Origin of the sequence: Aestuariispira ectoiniformans (genome assembly GCF_025136295.1) — a bacterium.
In the GTDB taxonomy this organism is placed as follows: domain Bacteria; phylum Pseudomonadota; class Alphaproteobacteria; order UBA8366; family Aestuariispiraceae; genus Aestuariispira_A; species Aestuariispira_A ectoiniformans.
Map to the genome: position 1 here is coordinate 853017 of NZ_CP062788.1, position 21395 is coordinate 874411.

At 57.9% G+C, this 21395-nt stretch carries 21 protein-coding genes; 12 read left to right on the plus strand and 9 right to left on the minus strand.

From position 1 onward, the window contains the following. Positions 1 to 4: 4 nt before the first annotated feature. From IF205_RS04290 to IF205_RS04305, 4 genes are all read left to right on the plus strand, one after another. Positions 5 to 811, plus strand: a complete 807-nt coding sequence (locus tag IF205_RS04290; RefSeq protein ID WP_259782059.1) for an enoyl-CoA hydratase — start codon at positions 5 to 7, stop codon at positions 809 to 811. Then, positions 804 to 2456, plus strand: coding sequence for an acyl-CoA synthetase (locus tag IF205_RS04295; protein WP_259782060.1), 1653 nt, complete (start codon positions 804 to 806; stop codon positions 2454 to 2456). Before IF205_RS04290 ends, IF205_RS04295 begins: the two co-directional genes overlap by 8 nt. Before the next feature lie 225 nt (positions 2457 to 2681). After that, positions 2682 to 4046: a hypothetical protein gene (locus IF205_RS04300; RefSeq protein WP_259782061.1), complete on the plus strand. Its 1365-nt coding sequence runs from the start codon at positions 2682 to 2684 to the stop codon at positions 4044 to 4046. After that, entirely contained in the window at positions 4043 to 4363 is a 321-nt protein-coding gene (locus IF205_RS04305; protein ID WP_511261485.1) for an immunity protein CdiI family protein, read from the plus strand. Before IF205_RS04300 ends, IF205_RS04305 begins: the two co-directional genes overlap by 4 nt. Before the next feature lie 161 nt (positions 4364 to 4524). Here the strand turns inward: IF205_RS04305 and IF205_RS04310 are convergent, their stop codons facing one another. Together IF205_RS04310 and IF205_RS04315 are read right to left on the minus strand one after the other, a co-directional pair. Continuing rightward, on the minus strand, positions 4525 to 5895 hold the full coding sequence (locus IF205_RS04310; protein ID WP_259782063.1) for a glutamate--cysteine ligase: 1371 nt from the start codon (positions 5893 to 5895) through the stop codon (positions 4525 to 4527). A gap of 22 nt (positions 5896 to 5917) precedes the next feature. Further along, positions 5918 to 6685, minus strand: a complete 768-nt coding sequence (locus IF205_RS04315; protein ID WP_259782064.1) for a 16S rRNA (uracil(1498)-N(3))-methyltransferase — start codon at positions 6683 to 6685, stop codon at positions 5918 to 5920. Positions 6686 to 6771: 86 nt separating this feature from the next. On the opposite strand from IF205_RS04315, the gene ubiA reads away from it, so the two are divergent. The 4 genes from ubiA to IF205_RS04335 all read left to right on the plus strand — a co-directional run bounded on the left by ubiA (position 6772) and on the right by IF205_RS04335 (position 10271). Continuing rightward, complete coding sequence (ubiA, locus tag IF205_RS04320; RefSeq protein ID WP_259782065.1) at positions 6772 to 7692, plus strand: 4-hydroxybenzoate octaprenyltransferase; 921 nt, start codon at positions 6772 to 6774, stop codon at positions 7690 to 7692. 3 nt (positions 7693 to 7695) lie between these two features. Continuing rightward, a complete protein-coding gene (locus tag IF205_RS04325; protein ID WP_259782066.1) occupies positions 7696 to 8373 on the plus strand; it encodes a class I SAM-dependent methyltransferase in 678 nt (225 codons plus the stop codon). Beyond that, positions 8361 to 9533: a beta-aspartyl-peptidase gene (gene iadA, locus IF205_RS04330; RefSeq protein WP_259782067.1), complete on the plus strand. Its 1173-nt coding sequence runs from the start codon at positions 8361 to 8363 to the stop codon at positions 9531 to 9533. The genes IF205_RS04325 and iadA overlap by 13 nt, the downstream gene beginning before the upstream one ends. An 81-nt stretch (positions 9534 to 9614) precedes the next feature. Next, positions 9615 to 10271: a DUF4136 domain-containing protein gene (locus IF205_RS04335; protein ID WP_259782068.1), complete on the plus strand. Its 657-nt coding sequence runs from the start codon at positions 9615 to 9617 to the stop codon at positions 10269 to 10271. Between the two features lie 17 nt (positions 10272 to 10288). On the opposite strand, the gene IF205_RS04340 is transcribed toward IF205_RS04335, so the two are convergent. Both IF205_RS04340 and scpA read right to left on the minus strand, forming a co-directional pair. Next, positions 10289 to 10753, minus strand: coding sequence for a GNAT family N-acetyltransferase (locus IF205_RS04340; protein WP_259782069.1), 465 nt, complete (start codon positions 10751 to 10753; stop codon positions 10289 to 10291). Next, a complete protein-coding gene (gene scpA, locus IF205_RS04345) occupies positions 10750 to 12918 on the minus strand; it encodes a methylmalonyl-CoA mutase (RefSeq protein WP_259782070.1) in 2169 nt (722 codons plus the stop codon). The genes IF205_RS04340 and scpA overlap by 4 nt, the downstream gene beginning before the upstream one ends. A 160-nt stretch (positions 12919 to 13078) precedes the next feature. Here scpA and IF205_RS04350 point away from each other — a divergent pair, with 160 nt between their 5' ends. Continuing rightward, on the plus strand, positions 13079 to 13324 hold the full coding sequence (locus IF205_RS04350) for a hypothetical protein (RefSeq protein ID WP_259782071.1): 246 nt from the start codon (positions 13079 to 13081) through the stop codon (positions 13322 to 13324). Here the strand turns inward: IF205_RS04350 and IF205_RS04355 are convergent. The 3 genes from IF205_RS04355 to IF205_RS04365 are packed head-to-tail and all read right to left on the minus strand — an operon-like array spanning position 13287 to position 15251. Further along, positions 13287 to 14306, minus strand: coding sequence for an alpha/beta hydrolase (locus IF205_RS04355; RefSeq protein ID WP_259782072.1), 1020 nt, complete (start codon positions 14304 to 14306; stop codon positions 13287 to 13289). The genes IF205_RS04350 and IF205_RS04355 overlap by 38 nt on opposite strands. Next, positions 14303 to 14764: a MarR family winged helix-turn-helix transcriptional regulator gene (locus tag IF205_RS04360; protein ID WP_259782073.1), complete on the minus strand. Its 462-nt coding sequence runs from the start codon at positions 14762 to 14764 to the stop codon at positions 14303 to 14305. Before IF205_RS04360 ends, IF205_RS04355 begins: the two co-directional genes overlap by 4 nt. After that, complete coding sequence (locus IF205_RS04365; RefSeq protein ID WP_259782074.1) at positions 14742 to 15251, minus strand: DUF2269 family protein; 510 nt, start codon at positions 15249 to 15251, stop codon at positions 14742 to 14744. The genes IF205_RS04360 and IF205_RS04365 overlap by 23 nt, the downstream gene beginning before the upstream one ends. A 282-nt stretch (positions 15252 to 15533) precedes the next feature. On the opposite strand from IF205_RS04365, the gene hpt reads away from it, so the two are divergent. Then, positions 15534 to 16058: a hypoxanthine phosphoribosyltransferase gene (gene hpt / locus IF205_RS04370; RefSeq protein WP_259782075.1), complete on the plus strand. Its 525-nt coding sequence runs from the start codon at positions 15534 to 15536 to the stop codon at positions 16056 to 16058. A 73-nt stretch (positions 16059 to 16131) separates the two neighbouring features. Here hpt and IF205_RS04375 read toward each other — a convergent pair whose 3' ends face one another. Continuing rightward, complete coding sequence (locus IF205_RS04375) at positions 16132 to 16713, minus strand: PEP-CTERM sorting domain-containing protein (RefSeq protein ID WP_259782076.1); 582 nt, start codon at positions 16711 to 16713, stop codon at positions 16132 to 16134. 172 nt (positions 16714 to 16885) lie between these two features. After that, entirely contained in the window at positions 16886 to 17893 is a 1008-nt protein-coding gene (locus IF205_RS04380) for an ABC transporter ATP-binding protein (RefSeq protein ID WP_259782077.1), read from the minus strand. Between the two features lie 109 nt (positions 17894 to 18002). Between IF205_RS04380 and IF205_RS04385 the strand changes: the two genes are divergently transcribed. Continuing rightward, a complete protein-coding gene (locus tag IF205_RS04385; RefSeq protein ID WP_259782078.1) occupies positions 18003 to 18203 on the plus strand; it encodes a zinc-finger domain-containing protein in 201 nt (66 codons plus the stop codon). A gap of 213 nt (positions 18204 to 18416) precedes the next feature. Next, positions 18417 to 21173, plus strand: a complete 2757-nt coding sequence (gene polA / locus IF205_RS04390; protein ID WP_259782079.1) for a DNA polymerase I — start codon at positions 18417 to 18419, stop codon at positions 21171 to 21173. The last annotated feature ends 222 nt before the right edge of the window (positions 21174 to 21395 follow it).

Here is a 21395-nt window from a genome sequence, read left to right on the forward strand (position 1 = left end):
AGGAATGTCCAATTCAGGGGCGGATATTTTACTCAGTGAGAAGGATGCGAACGGCGTTCTGCGTCTGACGATGAATGACGTCAAACGCCGCAACGCTTTGTCCGAAGCGATGCTGACGCGGCTGGGGGATGCATTTTCTGATGCCGCCACGGACAAGTCGGTTCGGGTGATTGTCCTGGCCGGGAACGGTCCTGCTTTCTGTGCCGGTCATGACCTGAAGGAAATGACAGCAGGCCGCAACGCCCCTGATCGCGGACAGGCCTATTTCCAATCGGTGATGGCGATGTGTTCGGGCGTGATGCAGGCCATTGTCGCCTGCCCGAAACCGGTTATCGCAGAGGTGAACGGGGTTGCGACGGCAGCCGGCTGTCAGCTTGTTGCCAGCTGCGACCTGGCCGTGGTCTCCAACACCGCGCGCTTCAGCACACCCGGGGTGCATATCGGCCTTTTCTGTTCCACGCCGATGGTGGCCTTGTCGCGTAATGTTTCCAACAAACATGCGATGGAAATGCTGTTGACCGGCGATATGATCTCTGCCGCGCGCGCCGCCGAAATGGGGCTGGTCAACCGCGTTGTCGAACCGGCAGAACTGCAGGAGGCCACGACGGCCCTGGCACATAAGATCGCAGCCAAATCCAGCTTTACGCTGGCTGTCGGCAAACGTGCCTTTTACGAACAGCGTGAAATGACGCTGCGGCATGCCTATGACTATGCATCAAATGTGATGGTGGAAAACATGCTCGCACATGATGCGGAGGAAGGCATCGGTGCCTTCATCGAAAAACGTGACCCGGAATGGCGAGATGAGTAGATCTGACATGGCAAACCCCTATAACACCGGCCTTGATCGCAATGATGCCAACTATCAGCCCCTGACCCCGCTGACATTCCTGGAGCGGGCGGCCAGCGTCTATCCGGATCAAACGGCGATCATTCATGGGGCGCTGCGCCGAAATTATGGCGAATTCTACGCCCGCTCGCGGCGTCTTGCCTCCGTCCTGAGCCAGCATGGCATCGGTCGCGGTGATACGGTTTCGGCACTTTTGTTAAACACGCCTGCCATGCTGGAATGCCATTATGGCGTGCCGATGTGCGGGGGCGTGCTGCATTCGATCAACACGCGACTGGATGCGGAGGCGATTGCCTTCCAGCTGGACCACGCAGGGGCCAAGGTTGTCATCGTCGATCGTGAGTTCATGCCGCTTCTTCAGGAGGCCCTTGCGCTGGCAACGGTAAACCCGCTTCTGGTGCAGTATGACGATCCGGAGTTTCACGGCGCGCAATCGACTGTCGATGTTACCGATTACGAAGACTTCCTGTTGCAGGGAGACCCGGATTTCGACTGGCTGATGCCCGAAGATGAATGGGACGCCATTTCGATCAACTATACATCCGGCACAACCGGGAACCCCAAGGGCGTCGTCTCCCATCACCGGGGTGCCTATCTGCTGGCGCAGGGGAATGCCCTGACGACATCAATGGCAAAATATGCGGTCTATCTCTGGACCCTGCCGATGTTCCATTGCAATGGCTGGTGTTTCCCCTGGACGCTTTCGGCCATTGCCGGGACCCATGTCTGCCTTCGGCAGGTGCGGGCCGAACCGATCTGGAATGCGCTGGCCGATCATGGCGTCACGCATATGTGCGGGGCCCCGATTGTCATGTCGTTGATGATCGGCGCGCCCGATCAGGAGAAACGTGCCCTTGATCACACCGTCCAGTTTTTCACGGCTGCTGCCCCGCCGCCGCAGAAACTGCTGGCGGATATGCAGGAAGCCGGTTTTGAAGTCACACATCTCTACGGTCTGACCGAAACATACGGGCCTGCCGTGGTGAATGACTGGCACCGGGACTGGTCAAACCTGCCGGTGGACGAGCAGGCGGCATTAAAAGCACGCCAGGGCGTTCGATACCTGCCGCTGGAAGGGCTTGAGGTGCGCGATCCGGAAACCATGGACCCCGTGCCCCATGACGGCGAAACCCTGGGCGAGGTCATGTTCCGGGGCAATGTGGTCATGAAAGGATACTTCCGCAATCCGGAGGCAACACAGGAAGCCTTTGCGGGCGGCTGGTTCCATTCCGGCGACCTGGGGGTGGTTCATCCCGACGGCTATATCCAGCTCAAGGACAGGTCGAAGGACGTCATTATTTCGGGTGGGGAGAATATTTCCTCAATCGAGGTGGAGGAGGCCCTTTACCGGCACCCTGCGGTGTCGGTCGCCGCCGTTGTCGCGATGCCTCATCAAAAATGGGGCGAAACGCCCTGTGCTTTCGTCGAGCTTGCCGATGCCCAGGAGATGAGCGCCGACACTCTGCGGCAATGGTGCCGCGAGCATCTGGCGTCTTACAAGGTCCCGAGCAAATTCATCTTTGCGGAAATCCCAAGGACATCCACGGGAAAAATCCAGAAGTTTCATCTCAGGAACCGCGCTGCGGAATTGTGTGGCGACGAGTAGGCGGATTCGGATCGGGATGCCTGCGGGCGGGATTTCGCCCGGTCGGGCGGAAATCCGCCCGGCATCCGCAAAGGGAATTTCTGCTCTCAACGTAAAGTTCCAAATAAAACAGGGTCTTACCCGCTTACCCGAAAAACGGGAAAAAGCCGTTTTTTCCTGAGATTCTGCACAAAGCCTTCCGGCAGGGTTGAAGCCATCGCTTTATCTTTCCGGGGGAATGCTTTGATGGTGCCATCCGACGCCGTTGAATTGCGGGGCAGCGGCAGCTACCTGCTGATCGGCCGCCGTTTGAGCTTTGGCCAGTTGTCCTCGCGTGGTCATCGCATGCCGGGGGTGGTTGGCGATCCGCACCGTCTGGCGGACCTCATGCGCCGCTATCTTCAGCAATCCGGTAATGAAGGAAAGCTGAGGGCTTTCTGGTGGCGTGTGGCCGGTGGCATGAACACGCCCTGGCGGGTTCAGGACCTGATCGCCGAAGTCGTGCGCTATGTCAGCGCCGGGCACTGGCTCGCCCTTGAGGTCCAGGAGGAAAGGCGTGGCGCGGTCAGTCTTGAGCAGGAACGCAGACAGGCGGATATCCGGCCAGCGGTGATCGGCCCCTGCTCCGGGGATATCGGCAGCCTCAGCCTGGAAGAGAAATTCTCGATTGCCTTCAGGAAAGTGCCCGATCATCTGGAGGAGGGTTTTCGCGACAGTTTCCGCAACCTTATATCACCTGCCGCGATCGGGTTTACGGTGGCGACGACGGTGGCGATTGCGGGCGTGTCGGTCGCCAGTGGCGGCACGGCGGTGCCGGTCATCATTGCGATTGGTTATGCGTTGGTGGGCTGGGCGATCTTCAACGCCGTGGGGGAGCTGATCGATACCTTCCTGCTGGTCTATAACGCGACCGATGAACGGGATCTGGACCGGGCGGCGACCAAACTGGCCAGCGCCGCCGCCGAGCTTACCGTCGGTGTGCTCATCACCCTGCTCACCCGCGGCGCCGGACGCCTCGGCGTCGGCGGCAAAAGCCGGGTAAGGACTAATCAAACAAACGACTTTGAAACCGTCCCGCCCAGCCGGGAACGCTTTGAAGCGCCCAGGGAAGTGGAAACTCCTCGGACGGTCCGGGAGACAGAGACCTCTAACCGGACTGCAACGACGGAACAGGCGGACAATACCGTAAGCCGTGACGTTTACGACAACGCAGTCAGCGATAAAGGCAGACAGTCAAAAGTTATAGAACTGGATGAAAGACTTAAAAACGAGCTTAAAGTGCATGGGGTAAAGCATACGCCAGAAGACATCGTTGCTATTAGAAAGTTGGATGATGGACGTATCGTTTTCATTGAAAATGGTAATGAAAGTGCAGGGTTGGAGCATATCCTGAGGCATGGAGATGACTTCAGAAAAAAAGGAATATCAGATGATATGGTCGCCGATTTCATCATGAAGAATTTAGACAATGGAAAAATTGTAGGGTACCAGGGGAAGGGAAAAGGTAGGCCGATATATGAACTCATTTATAATGGACAAAAACATCATACAGCCATTACGACCGGTAATAACGGATTTGTGGTTGGCGCTAATCCTGTGAGTATAAAATGAGAAAAATAATAATAATGTCAGAGTATAACAGTTACCCTCTTTGGGAAGCAAAAGAGGATGGGCTGTCTAATTTTGCGGCTTATGAGCTAAACATACCTTTTCCATTGGCACAGAAAATAGAAGATTGGGGCGATCAGTTCGAAGCAACATTTGTACCTGATGACCCCGCATCATCGGGTTTTGAAAATGCCAATGATCGGGAAAGGTTCATCGAAGCAGGGAAAAGCCTCTTGCAAGAGCTCGAAATGGCTCTTGGGGAAGGGTATGAGTTAGAATACCGCATGCTTGGAGGAGAAAGGCTCAAGGCACAAAGTTGATGAGCCAATACTAAGCACAACAAACACGGTAATTACCTAACACCGGTCACTCCGGGTTAGGACTGGATTGGGTTGCCGGTCAGGCGAGAGTTGCCGTTCTTCGTTTTTGAAACGCTTGAAACCCCAAGCCACGTTTGGTGTGGCCCGGGGCCTTTCGTCAGTTAGTAGCTGTATTCCCGATAGACCTGGGTGATGTCGCCGTTCCAGTCATATTGGAAGCGCTCCGCCAGAAGCTGGGCCTGGGTGCGGCCGCTGTCGGCCACGCGATGCAGCGTGTTGAGGTAATATTCCTCCGTCTCGCCATCCCAGTTCAGCTTGTTGCGGCGGGCCAGCCCGCCTTGGGCGATGGCGAGCACGTCGCGGGCCACATCCTGCAGGCTGCGCCCCTGGACCGTGGCGTTGAGGCCCTGCTCGGGGGCATCGTCGCGCATCTTGCTGATTTCATCAATCGACCAGTCGCCGATCAGGGCTTCCGCCTCGTTCAGGGCCTGGCTGTCATAAAGCAGGCCGACCCAGAAGGCGGGCAGGGCGCAAAGGTTGCGCCAGGGGCCACCGTCGGCGCCGCGCATTTCGATAAAGCTTTTCAGCCGCACTTCCGGGAAGGCGGTGGTCATATGGTCGTTCCAGTCGGCAAGCGTCGGCAGCTGGCCTTCAAACCCTTCCAACTCGCCCTTCATATAGTCGCGGAAGCTTTTGCCCGAGACGTCATGATAGATGCCATCGCGGTAGACGAAATACATCGGCACGTCGAGCATATAGTCGACCCAGCGTTCAAAGCCGAAACCCTCTTCGAAGACGAAGGGAAGCATGCCACAACGGTCCGGGTCGGTATCGGTCCAGACATGGCTACGCAGGCTTTGAAAGCCGGTCAGTTTGCCTTCCTTGAAGGGGGAGTTGGCGAAAAGCGCGGTGGCGAGCGGCTGCAGGGCCAGCGACACCTGCATCTTGCGCACCATGTCGCGTTCGCTTTCGAAATCCAGGTTCACCTGCACGGTACAGGTGCGGATCATCATATCCAGGCCCATGCTGCCCTTCTTGGGCATGTATTCGCGCATGATCTTGTAGCGGCCCTTGGGCATCCAGGGAACGTCGTCGCGTGTCCATTGCGGGTCAAAGCCGAGCCCGATCATGCCCGCGCCGATCTTACCGCAGACCTCCTTGGCCTGTTTCAGGTGACGGTTCACCTCTGCGCAGGTCTGGTGGATGGTCTCCAGCGGTGCGCCGGACAGTTCCACCTGCCCGCCGGGTTCCAGGCTGACGGAGGCACCGGATTTGCATTTCAGCGCGATGATATTCCCGCCTTCCAGCACCGGTTCCCAGTCGCCATAACCAGCCAGGCTTTCCAGAAGCTGTTTGATCCCCGGTTCACCGTTATAGGGCAGGCGCCGGAAATCCTTCTGATCATAGGCGAACTTCTCGTGTTCGGTGCCGATGCGCCAGTCTTCCGGCGGCTTGTTGCCTGCCTCCAGCGTCGCAATCAATTGCGCCTTGGATTCGATCGTCTGGGTATTTGGTGCCGATGGTCCCGACATGGCAGGCTTCCCTAATTTGTGTTTATGACCCTGTTCCACGGTGCGGCGGACGGTTGCGCCAATCGCCGCAAATCGCCTGCCAGCAGGTCAGCCCGGCCAGTGCAGCGGTTTCGGCCCGCAGAACACGGGGGCCAAGACTGATGGGGGTAATAAAAGAATGATCGTTCAAAAATTCAAGCTCTCTTTGCGAAAAGCCGCCCTCCGGCCCGGTCAAAATTGCACTGGGGCTGGATTTTTCGGCTTTGGCAAACACTTCTGACGCGGGGTCAGCAATCCCGGCCTCTGCACAGACGTAGAGATGGCGGCTTTCGTCCCAGGCGTCGATGACGTCGGTCAATTTGGCCGGTTTGGCAATCTCCGGAATGTCCAGACGTTCACATTGTTCGGCGGCCTCGACCACGGTGGCGACGGCGCGTTCCAGTTTCAGGCGTTCGGTATTGGTGCGTTCACTGGTGACCGGCAGGATGCGGCTGGCCCCCAGTTCGGTCGCCTTCTGGAAAACCAGATCGGTGGCGGATCGTTTCAGTGGTGAGAACAACAGCCACAAATCCGGGCTGTCGGCCTGATCGCGCAGCTTTTCCGTCAGGCTGATGGATGCCCAGCCCTTGCCCAGCCCGTCGATATGGCCCAGCCATTCACCGTCTGCCCCGTTGAACAGGGTCACCGGATTACCCGGCTGCAGCCGCAGGACGGAGCGCAGATAGTGGGCCTGCGGCGGGGTCACGCCGACGACGGCGTCCGCCTGCAGGGCGTCGGAGACGAAAAGACGGGTCTTGGAAACAATGTTCATCAATAAACTCTGGCGTATAGCCCTTGGCCGAAAGCGCGCGATTGGTTAAACCAGACCTAGTGTAATGCACAAGGGTAAATTCATCCATGCGTCAAGAAGCAAGCGATATTCCGGTCCAAAGTTGGGTAACGCGTTTCCTTCCCTCTTTTGCCCAGCCCTATGCCCGGCTGGCGCGGTTCGACCGGCCGATTGGCACCTGGTTGCTGTTGATGCCCGGCTGGTGGGCGCTGGCCATAGCGGCCTCGTCGCTGCATCCGGCGATGGCCTATCCCAATCTCTATTACATGGCGCTTTTCGGTATCGGTGCCTTGGTCATGCGCGGCGCGGGCTGTGTCTGGAACGACATCACTGATCGGGATTTCGATGGCCGTGTGGCGCGCACGGCCGACCGTCCGATCCCGGCGGGCGACGTTTCGGTTAAACAGGCCCTCGCATTCATGGCGCTGTTGCTGTTGATCGGGCTGACGGTGCTTTTGCAGTTCAACCATTTTGCCTGGATGGTCGGGGCGGCCTCGCTGGCGCTGGTTGTGACCTATCCTTTCATGAAGCGGATTACCTACTGGCCGCAGGCCTGGCTGGGCCTGACCTTCAACTGGGGCGCGCTGCTCGGCTGGGCGGCGATGGAAGGGGAGATCGCCCTGCCGGCGGTGCTGATGTATGCGGCGGGTTTCTTCTGGACCCTGGGCTATGACACGATCTACGCCCATCAGGACAAGGAAGACGATGCCCTGATCGGGGTGAAATCCACGGCCCTGAAACTGGGTCGGGCCACGCCCTATTGGGTGATCGGCTTTTACGGAATGACCCTGATCCTGCTGGGGGCGGCGGCAGCGGTCGCACAGCTTTCGCTTTATTTCTGGCCGATCTACTTCGTGGCGGCGGTGCATCTGGGCTGGCAGGTACGCAGTCTTAATATCGACAATCACAAGCTGTGTCTTAAACTGTTCAGGTCGAACCGGCATTTCGGCCTGATCGTGGCGGTGGCGATGATTGCCGGTGGGTTCTGATCCATGGACAAACTCAAACAACTGATCCTCGAGAATACCCGTTTGGAATCCCCGCGCTTCCTGCCGGAGATGAAGCTTTATCTGGCCGTGGATGACCTGCCGCTTTGGCGGATGGGTGAGGATGGGTTGAAGGAACATGGGCTGGGCACGCCTTTCTGGGCCTTCGCCTGGGCGGGCGGGCAGGCGCTGAGCCGCTTTATCCTGGAAAACCCGGAAACGGTGCGGGGGAAACGCGTGCTGGATTTCGGGTCCGGTTCCGGCATGGTCGGCATTGCGGCGATGAAGGCCGGTGCGCGGGAAGTGGTCGCCACCGATATTGATCCGGTGGCCGAACTGGTCATGGGGCTGAATGCCGCCGCCAACGAGGTCGATCTCACGATCTCTACGGAGGATGTGGTGGGGCAGGACGGGTCCGATTGGGATATCCTGCTGGTCGGCGATGTCTGTTATGATAAGGAAACGGCGGATGCGGTCCTGCCCTGGATTCGTCAGTTGGCGGCCAATGGCAAGGATGTGCTGATCGGCGACCCCGGGCGTTTCTATCTGCCCAAGATGGGGCTGCGGCGCATTGCCAAATATCACGCGCCTACCACCAGCCTGATGGAAGACAGCGACCTGCGCAACGCCCAGGTCTGGACGATTGATGTGGAAAGCATGGGGGGTGCCGGATGTCAGGCCTGATCCTTATCCGGAATGCGGATGTCTATGCGCCGGAGGCCCTGGGGCGGAAAGACGTATTGATTGCCGGCGGCAAAATCCAGGCGATTGCCAGTTCGCTGGAAGAACCGGTTGGTGTGGAATGCCGGATCATTGATGCCGATGGCATGAAGCTGATGCCCGGTCTGATCGACGGCCATGTGCATATCGCAGGCGCAGGTGGCGACGGCGGCCCTGCGACCCGCACGCCAGAGGTACAGTTAAAGCAACTGGTACGTGGCGGGATCACGACCGTGATCGGCTGTCTGGGCACGGACGGGATCACGCGCAGTGTCGGCAGCCTTGTCATGAAGGCCAAGGCAATCCGGGCCCAGGGCCTGTCGGCCTATGTCTATACCGGCTCCTATCAGGTGCCCGCGCCGACCCTGACGGGGGAGGTTTCCTCCGACCTGGCCTATATCGAAGAGATCGTGGGGGTGGGCGAAACTGCCGTGGCGGACCGGCGATCCTCCTCGCCGACGGTGGAAGAGCTGATCAAACTGGCCAAGGCGACGCTGGTGGGCGGTTTGCTGGGCGGCAAGGCCGGTGTGGTCCATCTGCATATGGGTGACAGCGACAATCCCTTTGCCCTGATCTATGAAGCCGTGGAGAAAAGCGACCTGCCGATCACGCGCTTTTACCCGACCCATGTGAACCGCAACTCGCAAATCCTGAAGGATGCGGTGGAGCTGGGCAAGCTGACCGCCATTGATATCACGGCGGCGGTCGACCCAATGGAACCGCTCTGGGGCAAGGAAATCCGCCCTGTGGAGGCCATGCGGCAACTGGTGGATGGCGGTGTGCCGCTCGACAATATCACCATGACGTCGGACGGCTGCGGCTCATTGCCCGAATTCGACGAGAACGGCCATATCATTGGCGCCAAGATCGGCGAACCCTCGGCGCTTTACGCCAATATGGCCGATATCGTGCGCCAGGACGTGCTGCCGTTGGAAAAGGCGCTTAAAACAGTGACCGAAAACCCGGCCCGTATCCTGCGTCTGAAGGATAAAGGCCGGATCGCCATCGGCGCCGATGCGGACCTGCTGCTCGCCCATGACAACCTGAGCCTTAGCTGGGTCGTCGCCGCTGGGCAGTCCTGGATGGAAAATGGCGAACAGGTCCGCAAGGGGAGTTTTGAGTAGATAAAGATCCTCACATGCATATATTACTGATTTTGAATGATACAATAGTGTGTAGAGATTGACTTCTTCAGGGGGGAAAGAATGAAGAAACTAGTCCTGACATTTATTTTGGCAGTGTTCCTGTCCGGGTGCATCGCGAACGTTCGGTCAGATGTCACGCGGTTTCATACTTTGGGGACGAACACGGCACATAAAACTTTCGTGGTGGTGCCGTATGAAGACCAAGAGGGAAGTCTGGAATTTAAAGCATATGCCGCAGTTGTCGCAGAGAAATTGAGTGCATTTGGCTATCAGCTTGCAGATAGCTGGGAAAACGCGGATTACGCAGTCTTTTTCCAGTATGGGATTGATAATGGAACGACTGTTGTGTCATCCAACCCGATCTACGGTCAGACCGGAGGTGGAACAACCTACACCTCAGGATCTCTGAACTCTTTAGATGGCAGTGCGACCTATTCCGGGACGAGCTATACCTCGCCGAGCTTTGGTGTTGTTGGGACGTCAACTTCAACAAAAACCGTATATCGGCGTCGTTTCACATTGAATATCACTGACATTAAACAATCCACACAAGATAATGTTGTGGATGTTTTTCAGGGTAAAGTGACAAGCGACGGAAGCAGTAATACATTTGCAACGGTCAGTGATTGTCTAATAGATGCCATGTTCAAGGATTTTCCCGGCGAAAGCGGAAAAACGACCACAGTGAATACGCTATCCGGCGAATGTAAGAAGTGATCTAGTTCTTATACCAGCTAGCTGGCCTGAAGTGCCTTCCGCATAAACAAACTCAACGGATCAGGCTGATAATCCGCGAAGGGTTCGCATTCCTCATAGCCGGAGCGGCGGTAGAGGCTGATCGCTTCGGGTTGGGAAATGCCGGTTTCAAGGCCGATCCAGGCGAGGTCCCTGGATGCCGCTTCGGCTTCCAGGGCGGCCATCAGTTTGTGGGAAATGCCATTGCCGCGGGCGTCCGGGTGGACAAACATGCGTTTGATCTCCCCGAAACCGCCATGATTTTTCAGCGCCGCACAGCCGACGGCTTTACAGTCCAGCCGGGCGACAAAGAAGCTGATATCGGGTTGTTTCAGGCTGTCGATATCCAGCAGATGATTGCTCTCTGCCGGATAAAGGGCCTCCTGATAACGGTCCAATGCCTCGATCAGCGCGAGGATTTCGGGCTGATCGGGCGCTTCGCCTGCAATTGTTACCGTGGTCATTCAGCAGCTTTGGGCGTCTGTGCGTTGATCATGTCGATGATCTCTGCTGCCGCCGTCGGGATGTTGGTGCCGGGGCCATAGATGGCGGCCGCACCGGATGCACGCAGGAAGTCGTAATCCTGCGGCGGGATCACGCCGCCACATACGACGAGGATATCCTCCGCGCCTTCTTTCTTCAGCGCCTCGATCAACTGCGGCACCAGCGTCTTGTGGCCTGCGGCCTGGGAGGATACGCCGATCACATGCACGTCTGCCTCGATGGCTTGCTGGGCGGCTTCTTCCGGGGTCTGGAACAGCGGTCCCACATCCACGTCGAAACCGATATCGGCAAAGGCGGTGGCGATCACTTTCGCGCCGCGATCATGACCGTCCTGACCCATCTTGACCACCAGCATACGCGGGCGGCGGCCATGGACCTCGGCGAATTTATCAATATCCATCTTGATCTTCTGGAACCCTTCGTCACCGTCATAGGCGGAACCATAGACACCTGTGATAGAACGGATTACAGCACGATGGCGGGTGAATTCTTTCTCTAGGGCGTCGGAAATTTCACCCACGGTTGCCCGTCGGCGGGTGGCCTCCACGGCCAGCTCCAGCAGGTTGCCTGTTCCCGATTTGGCGGCTGATGTCAGGGCATCCAGTGCCTGCTGGCAGGCGGCCTCGTCGCGGGAGCTGCGGATTTTCTCAAGCCGGGCGACCTGCTGTTCGCGCACCTTGGTGTTGTCGATGTCGAGGATGTCGATGGCCTCATCGCCTTCGACCTTGTATTTATTGACGCCGACGATGACTTCCTCGCCGCGGTCGATGCGCGCCTGTTTGCGGGCCGCGGCCTCTTCGATGCGCAGTTTGGGCATTCCGGCTTCGACCGCCTTGGTCATGCCGCCCATTTCCTCCACCTCGTCGATCAGCTTTCCGGCCTCCGCAATCAGGGAGGCGGTCAGGCTTTCTACATAATAGCTGCCAGCCAGCGGGTCGACGGTCTTGGTGATGCCGGTCTCTTCCTGTAACACCAGTTGCGTGTTACGCGCGATCCGGGCGGAGAAATCGGTGGGCAGGCCGACGGCCTCATCGAGGGCATTGGTATGCAGGGACTGTGTGCCGCCGAGCGCGGCGGCCATAGCCTCGACCGTGGTGCGGATCACGTTGTTATACGGGTCCTGTTCGGTCAGCGACACGCCGCTGGTCTGGCAGTGTGTGCGCAGCATCAGCGATTTGTCATCCTTGGGATCGAAATGCTTTTTCATCAGCGTCGACCAGAGATAGCGCGCGGCGCGCAGCTTGGCGACTTCCATGAAGAAGTTCATGCCGATGCAGAAGAAGAAACTGAGGCGCGGGGCGAATTTGTCCACGTCCAGGCCGCTGTCGATGGCGGCGCGTACGTATTCCAGTCCGTCGGCAATGGTAAACGCCAGTTCCTGCACCTGGGTCGCGCCCGCTTCCTGCATGTGATAGCCGGAAATGGAGATAGAGTTGAAGCGCGGCATATGACTGGCCGTGTAGCCGATGATGTCGGAGATGATCCGCATGGAGGGTTCCGGCGGATAGATATAGGTGTTGCGGACCATGAATTCCTTCAGAATGTCGTTCTGAATGGTGCCCGAAAGCTTGTCCTGGGAAACGCCCTGTTCTTCCGCCGCCACGATATAGCCCGCCATCACCGGCAGGACCGCGCCGTTCATGGTCATGGAGACCGACATCTTGTCCAGCGGGATACCGTCGAAGAGGATTTTCATATCCTCCACGCTGTCGATGGCGACACCGGCCTTGCCCACATCACCGACGACACGCGGATGGTCGCTGTCATACCCGCGGTGGGTGGCAAGGTCGAAGGCGACCGACAGGCCCATCTGACCGGCGGCCAGGTTGCGGCGGTAAAAGGCGTTGGAGTCTTCCGCCGTGGAGAAACCGGCATATTGGCGCACCGTCCAGGGGCGGCCGGTATACATGGTGGCACGCGGGCCGCGCAGGAAAGGCGCAAAGCCGGGCATCATGCCGCCGTTTTGCATATGCTCCAGGTTTTCCAGATCGGCGGCGGTGTAAAGCGGCCTGACGTCGATCCCTTCCGGGGTCTCCCAGGTCAAACTATCGGCCGTGCGGCCCTTCAGTTCTTTTTCCGCCTGCGCGTTCCAGTCTTCCACCGACTTTTTTTCGAACTCCGCCATGACGTGCTGCTCCCAAGGTTTTCTTTGTTCGATGCTAAAATACGCGGGCTTGCCGGAATTGTCCATACGCTACCGTATGGTGGCAATGCAGCATCGTTAGATGCTTGAACAAAATCAGGAAATCCGCGATTCTTTAGTCTGTTCAAGATGGGGAAAGAATGTGTCCGACGTCAAGAAGTTGATCGCACAGGCGATAAAAGGCGCTGATAAATCCTGGTTCAACGAGGATTATGTGAAGCAGGCCGAAGCTGTGATCCGGGGGTTGAAGGCCAAAGGGTTCGTGGTGGTTGAGGAAAAACCGACGGAAAAGCAGGTGGAGGCGGGCAAGGATGCCCTGCAGTCGGGACGCTATCGCCCGTCGGATGTTGTTACTGTCCTGTATCAGGCAATGGTTCGCGCGCGCTGATCCTGCCATCCTTGTCGACCGTCGCCCGAAGGGCAGGGGCCGCGCCGGTCAGGGCATAGTCTGCGATATCCTCCCAGACCCGTTTGGCGTTCAGGTCCCGCATCAGCATGTGAAAGCCGTCCTCATATTCGATCAGGGACCAATGCCGTTCCGGCCCCTTGGGAAGGCTCCCCAGAAAATGCTGGCGGGATTCATCCGGGATCAGTTCCTCGTCCTGGCCGTAGAGGATCAGGGCGGGCTCTGAAAGAAGCGGGGCGGCCTGCTGGGCCTCTGTCATCAGGTTCAACAGGCCCCAGGCGCTGTCGAGGCGGGTCTTCTTGATGATCAGCGGGTCCCTGCCCAGCGCGCGCAGCATTTCGATATTGTCGGAAGGCCTTAAATGGGTGCGCGGCTGCATCTTGGCCCAGGGGATCAGATGGACGATCACCCAGGCCGCCCCCTCCTGTAGCCAGGGTAGTTGCTGACGTCCCCAGACCGCCGGGGCGCTCAGGATGATGCGGTCGCTTTCAGGGCGTGCGCCGAAGGCTTCCGCCGTGGCAATCACCGCGCCTCCCATGCTTTCACCCAGCAGGATCAGCGGCACGTCGGGGTGTTTTCGGCGCAGCAGATGGGCGGCCTCGCGCAGGTCTGCCCGCAGGGTATCGCCGCCAGGCCAGAGGCCGTGCTGTTCGGTTTCGCCAAAGCCGCGCTGGTCATAGGCATAGGTCCAGATGCCCCGTGTTGCCCAATAGGCCGCCGGGTCGGAATAGGATTTGGAATAGTCGTTGAAACCGTGCAGCGCCAGAATAACGGCTTTCGGGGGCAGTCCCGTCTCGTCGCGCCAAAGCCGGTAGGGCAGTTTGTTGCCGTCCGGCATGACGAAATTTTCAGCCGTCAGGATGGCATTCTGAATGGTGGGCCCGGCATGTTCCACGCGCGGCGCACAAGCGCCCAGCAACAACAAACAAAGCAACGGAATGGCGAGCCTTGCAGACCGGATCATTCCCCCTCCTGTTCCTGAGAGTCGACCATATCGGTGAGATTTCCAATCATATGATCAATCAGGCTCAGGGCCAGGGCTTTTTGGTCCGGGGACAGGCCGGTTGTCGCCGTGTCATTCACGGCCATCGCATTGGTGATCACTGTCTTGGCGACATTGCGGGCCTTGTCTGTCAGGAAGATAAAGCTTTGCCTTTTGTCCGCCGGGTCCGGGTGGCGTTCGATCAGGCTGTCCCGTTCCATCCGGTTGAGGGTGTTGGCCAGCGTCGGCTGTTCCACCTGGATGCGTTCCCTCAGAACCTTTTGTGTCAGTCCGTCTTCCTCCAGAAGCGCGAGCAGGGTCGGCATCTGGCCCGGCATGACGCCGACAGCGGCATTGCGCATGGCAATGGCGCGGGCAAACAGGCGGGCCAGATGGTTGACCTGATAACCGAAGGATTTATTGCGCGGCAGGACTGTCACTTTTGAGGATACGCCTTTTAAAGAATTTCAGGGTTGGCTTGTAGCATGCCATAACAACCACAAGGAGAACCATGGCTAGATTAATCGTTCCGGCAATATCTTCATAGACCCTGAATGTCCAATATTCTGCACTGAAACCGCCATCGCCCACGGCCTGCTTCGCCAGCCGAGCCAGTTTTCCCACAATCGGGGTCAGGATGAAAATGCCGTTGATGGTGACAAGGACACTCACCGCGATCTTCACGCGCAGCCAGTTCGCGCGCAACATCCGACTGTGTTTCAGAACCATATAAAGCCCCGACAGCCACAGCAACCCGATGCCGGGCAGTGTCAGATAACGGACCGATAAATCCAGACCCGTCCGCAGGACTGCGATCTGTGCCAGATCCATCATGCTGTCAGCCAGACTGCTGAACAGGATATGTCCGCCAATGCTGCCCACGAACAGGGACAGCCCGACGATATGCAGGAATTTGCCAAACCGCATATTAACCTCCATCAAAATAATATTGCTTGCTATATATTTAGAATTTATATATAGCAAGCAATATTTATTGAATGGAGGTCTTCAGGATTTTCTCCGGGTGACGATTCACCGCTCGAATCCAGGGGGTTGCGGCAGGGGCTTGCCTTTGGCTGGTAATTTGGTCAGATTGCCGCGAACCGACCTTGAACATCGCTTGCAGACTATGCCGCGGATCGGTTCCCCTTGAGACAGAACCAGCGGGCCGTGAAGGACCCGGCACAGACATCCGAAGGACCAGGATCGATGACCACCACCGTGCGCACTCTTTTTGAAGAAGCCACCATTCACGACCGCGTTGCCGAAATGGCGGCGGAGATTGCCAAATCGATGCCGAAGGATGTGGTTGTGATCGGCCTGCTGAAAGGGGCATTCGTTTTCACCGCAGACCTCTATCGCGCGCTGGACCGGGTGGGCTTGGAGCCGCAGGTGGAATTCCTGCGCCTGTCGTCCTACGGCAGTTCCAAGGAAAGCAGCGGCGAAATCCTGGTGTCCGGCAACATCCCCAACAATATCGAAGGCAAGCATGTGCTGGTCGTAGACGACATTCTCGACACCGGCCGGTCGCTCACCTTTGCCAAGAAGACCTTCGAGGAACGCGGCGCTGCTGCGGTCACGACTGCCGTCCTGCTGGACAAGCCCAGCCGCCGCGAAGTGAATATCACCGCCGATTATACCGGTTTTGAAATCGACGACCTGTTCGTGGTCGGCTACGGCATCGACTATGCCGAAAGCTATCGCCATCTGCCCTATGTCGGGACGGTGGATTAAGCATCAAGACATATCAAGATATGACAAAAGGGGCCGACAGGATCGGCCCCTTTCTTGTTTGTCAGTGCAAGTCTCAGGCGTAGCGGCGGCGCAGGCCAATAACCAGCAGACCCAGACCCAGCAGGCCGAGGGCGCCGGGTACCGGCACATTCTGGGATGTGATGTTGAATTCCAGATTTTGCGGGGTCGTCCACCCCTGTTGAGCCAGAGAGGTCGTTGCGGATGACCCGTCGCTGTAGACAAGGGTCATAAACGCGTTAGCAAGGCTGGTTCCTACCATATCAAGTATACTGCCAGTGACGGAAAGCGGTGACAGGGTTTCGATCAGGTCGATATCCAGCCCGCCAAAATTGAAGGTCGCCCCCGGTGCGATGGACAGGCCGAGGAAGGATATCGTCTGGAAATGTTTCCCGTCTGACAGGAAGTCGGACGCAATGCCGCCACCTGTGTTGGTGTCCCAGGTTGCGATGCCATCACCGGCACTTCCCAGACTGTAGACCACCTGCGTGATATTTGCCGTTGCAGAGGCGCTGTTGGTAACTGCTCCATTCTGAATAAAGCCCGAAAGGGTGGCGGTTGCGATCGGCGTGGCCGATGCCAGGCCAGGCAGACAGAGACCAAGGACTGTGACCGCAATGGCCAGGAACTTTTGCATAGGTATGACCCCCCAATTTGCATTTTGATTGCCAGGGCGTCATTACGCAGGCTTCATGCCAAGAAAATAAGCTATTGATAAATAATAATATGTGCTGACTTTTCGGAAGGCTTTCGGCGTATCTGTAAAATATGCCGACACTCCTGTCAGGGACGGCGGCCCGACCTAGGGCCTATGCCGCCTGTGCCTTTGTCTTCGGCGCGCCGTTGCCCTTCGACGAGGTCAACTGCAGGAAGATGTCTTCCAGGTCGGTTTCTTCCGTCACCAGATCGACGATGGTCAGGCCCGCCCCCTGAACCGCCGTAATGATATCGCCTGCATTGGTCGTGCTGGGGCGATAGCTGACGGTCAGCCAGGTGAGGCCGTCTAGGTCCTGGCTCAACTGCGGTTCCAGCGGCGTCAAGGCATCCGGAATGCTGGTGATTGCCTCGGCAACGCTGACACGGACGGTTTTTGCGTCCAGGCGGCCCAGCAGACGTTTCTTTTCGTCATGGGCGACCACCTGGCCGTGGTTGATGATGGCGATCCGGTCGCACAGCTCTTCCGCTTCTTCCAGATAATGGGTGGTAAGCAAGACGGTCGTGCCGCGCTTGTTCAACTCCACCACATTGTCCCAAAGCTGTTGGCGCAGTTCGATGTCCACACCGGCGGTCGGCTCATCGAGGACCAGGATCGGCGGATTATGGACCATGGCCTTGCCGATCAGCATGCGCCGCCGCATGCCGCCGGACAATGTCCGGGCATAGGCGTCGCGCTTGTCCCACAGGCCAACGGCCTTGAGAATTTCCTCTGTCCGGCGTTCGGATTTGCGCACCCCATACATGCCCGCCTGGATATTCAACAGTTCTTCCGGCGTGAAGAAGGGATCGATGTTCAATTCCTGCGGGACGATGCCGATGGCGGCCTTGGCATTGCGGGGCTGATCGTCAATGTCGCGGCCCCAGATCTTCACTGTGCCTGCGGTCTTTTGAACCAGACCGGCCATGATGTTGATCATGGTGGATTTACCGGCGCCGTTCGGGCCCAGCAGGCCGAACAGGCTGCCACGGGGGATGGTCAGATCCACATTATCCAGGGCGACCTTTTCCGCCTGCCGCCCCGCCGCGGCATAGGTTTTACAAAGGCCTTCGATCTCAATCGCAAATTCAGGCTGCGAATTTTTGTCTTGAGTAGCTGACATCACCCGTCCAACCGGTTATTAAAAAGCATAGCCCCTAACGTGGAAATCGCGGGGGCCTTTGTCTATATAGGCATCGGATCAGGTAAAACAACGGAAGAGTTAGAAAACCATGGGTGCTCCGTCTATCGACCAGCCGGAAACGGTAGAAGTGGAAACGCTGAAAGTCTCCTGCGATGGGGGCGGTGGCGCATTGGGCCATCCGAAGGTCTATCTGACCATCAACCCGACGAAAGAAAACTTCGTCGAATGCCCGTATTGCGACAAGCGCTTTAAGCTGAAAGAAGGGGCGAAGGTCCACGACCATCACTAGGATGGACGGGGCTGGAAGTCGCTTCAGTAATTGAATTTCGTCACCCCCGCGAAGGCGGGGGGCCATGCCGGGTACGGAGTGTCACCTTAGATATGGATTCCCGCCTTCGCGGGAATGACGGGAGGTAAAAGCACATCCATTGGAGCCTGCTTCAGGGCTCGCGGGTGTCGCGCCTCCAAACCATAATCCGAACCGAACAGGGGGGAAGCCATTATGGCGGCGCCGCGTCATGTCTATTTGATCGATGGGTCCGGGTATATTTTCCGGGCCTTTTACGGCCTGCCGCCGATGAGCCGTTCCGACGGCACCCCCACCAATGCGGTCTACGGTTTCTGCAACATGGTCTTCAAACTGGTTGAAGAAAGTGATGCGGATTATGTCGGCGTGATTTTCGACCGGGGGCGCAAGACCTTCCGCAACGACATCTACGAAGACTACAAGGGCCATCGCCCGGAGGCACCGGAAGACCTGGTGCCGCAATTCCCGCTGATCCGCGATGCGGTCGAGGCGTTCAACCTGCCGGGCATCGATATGGAAGGCTATGAGGCGGACGACCTGATCGCCACCTACGCCGCCCAGGCGCGCGAACAGGGGGCAGAGGTTACCATCGTCTCCTCCGACAAGGACCTGATGCAACTGGTCCGCGACGGCGTGACCCTCTGGGACCCGATGAAGAACAAGACCATCGGCCCGGATGAGGTCCATGAGAAATTCGGTGTCGGTCCGGACCGCGTGGTGGATGTACAGGCGCTGGCGGGCGACAGTTCGGACAATGTGCCGGGCGTGGAAGGCATTGGCATCAAGACCGCCGCCCAGCTCATCAACGAATATGGCGACCTGGACAGCCTGTTGGAGCGTGCCTCCGAGATCAAACAGCCCAAACGACGCGAGCGCCTGACCGAACAGGCGGACATGGCGCGCATTTCCCGGCAGTTGGTGACATTGAAGCCGGATGTGGACGTGGAAGTGCCGCTTGAGAAGCTGGAACGTGTCGAGATCGACAAGGACAAGCTTCTTACCTTCCTGAAAGACATGGGCTTCAAGCGTCTGCTGTCCCGTTTCGAGGCGGATTTCGGCGGGGCCGAAGAGACCAGCAAGGGCGCACCGGTACCGGAAAAGGCCGACTACAGCCTGGTGCAGGACGAGGCGACGCTGCAGAAATGGGTTGACCATGCAATGGAGGTCGGCACGGTCGCCGTCGATACCGAGACCACCGGCCTGAACCAGGCCTATGCGGATCTGGTCGGCGTGTCGCTTTGCGTGGAGGCGGGCAAGGCCTGCTATATCCCGCTGGCCCATAAGGTACAGGCGGCCCAGGGGGACCTTCTGGGCGGTGGTGCGGAGGAAACGCCGAAGCAGATCGACAAGGCGCGCGCCTTGGAAATCCTGAAGCCCATGCTGGAAAATCCGGGCGTGCTGAAGGTCGGTCAGAATATCAAATATGACATGACTATCTTTGCCCGCAACGGCGTGCAGGTTGCCCCCATCGATGACACGATGCTGCTCAGCTTCGTGCTGGAAGGCGGGATGCACGGCCATGGCATGGACGAATTGTCCGAGCTGCATCTCGGCATCTCCCCGATCAAGTTCAAGGAAGTGGCGGGCACCGGCAAGTCTCAGATCACCTTCGACTATGTGCCGCTGGAAAAGGCCTGTGACTATGCCGCGGAGGATGCGGATATCACGCTGCGCCTGCACCAGATATTGAAGCCGCAGTTGCTGGAGAAAAAACTGACTTCCGTCTATGAGACGCTGGAACGGCCGCTGGTGCCGGTTCTGGCTTCCATGGAACAGGCGGGCATTCTGGTCGATCCGGCCAAACTCAAGGAACTGAGCACAGACTTCGCCCAGCGTATCGAGACGCTTGCCGGTGAAATCCATGAACTGGCGGGTCAGGAATTCAACATCGGTTCGCCCAAACAGTTGGGCGAGGTGCTGTTCGGCAAACTGGAACTGCCGGGTGGCAAAAAGACCAAGAGCGGCGGTTTCTCCACCGATGCTTCCGTGCTGGAAGGCCTGGCGCATGAACATGAGATCGTCGCCAAGATTCTTGACTGGCGCATGCTGTCCAAACTGAAGTCCACCTATACGGACGCTCTGATTGCGGATATCAATCCCGAAACCAGACGCGTGCACACATCTTATATGATGACCGGCGCGCAGACGGGCCGCCTCAGCAGTACCGATCCGAACCTGCAGAATATCCCCGTGCGGACGGAAGAGGGCCGCAAGATCCGTGAGGCCTTCATCGCCAAGCCGGGTTACAAGCTGATCTCTGCCGACTATAGCCAGATCGAACTGCGCCTGATCTCCGAAATCGCAAACCTCAAGACCATGCAGGACGCTTTCCGTCAGGGTCTCGACATTCACGCGATGACAGCGTCAGAGGTCTTCGGCGTGCCGATTGAGGGCATGGACCCTGTGGTCCGCCGTAATGCCAAGGCGATCAACTTCGGCATTATCTATGGCATTTCCGCATTCGGTCTTGCCAACCAGCTTGGCGTGTCGCGCGGCGAGGCGAAGGAATTCATTGACCATTATTTCGAACGCTTCCCCGGCATCCGAAAATTCATGGATGATGTTATCGAGGAATGCCGGGCGGAAGGTTATGTGACGACGCTGTTTGGTCGCCGCATCCATATCGGGTCCATTAACGAGAAGAACCCGATGCGCCGCAATTATGCGGAACGTCAGGCGATCAATGCCCCGATCCAGGGCACGGCCGCCGATATCATCAAGCGCGCCATGACCCGCCTGCCCAAGGCCTTGGACGACGCCGGTTTCGGCGATGTCACCATGCTGCTGCAGGTGCATGACGAATTGATCTTCGAAGCCCCGGAAGACAAGGCGGAGGCCGTGGTGCCGCTGATCAAGGAAATCATGGAAAACGCCGCCGCCCCGGCCCATCACCTTTCGGTGCCGCTGGATGTCGACGCAGGTATCGCCGACAACTGGCGCGAGGCGCATTAAAAAATGGAATCGGCTAAGTGATTCAATTGATTCATCTTTTAGAATCAACAAGATAAATTGACAAAATGTTGATTTTTTTGTACAATTTACTATATTGAAATGCACAACGGCGCCCCGAGTTTGGACCTGGAACGCCGTTGCTCCTTGCCCCTTTTGGAAGGGGGCAGGTGGGATGCGCTGCTAACGCAGCACTACCCTAATAAAACCAGAGGAATTACCATC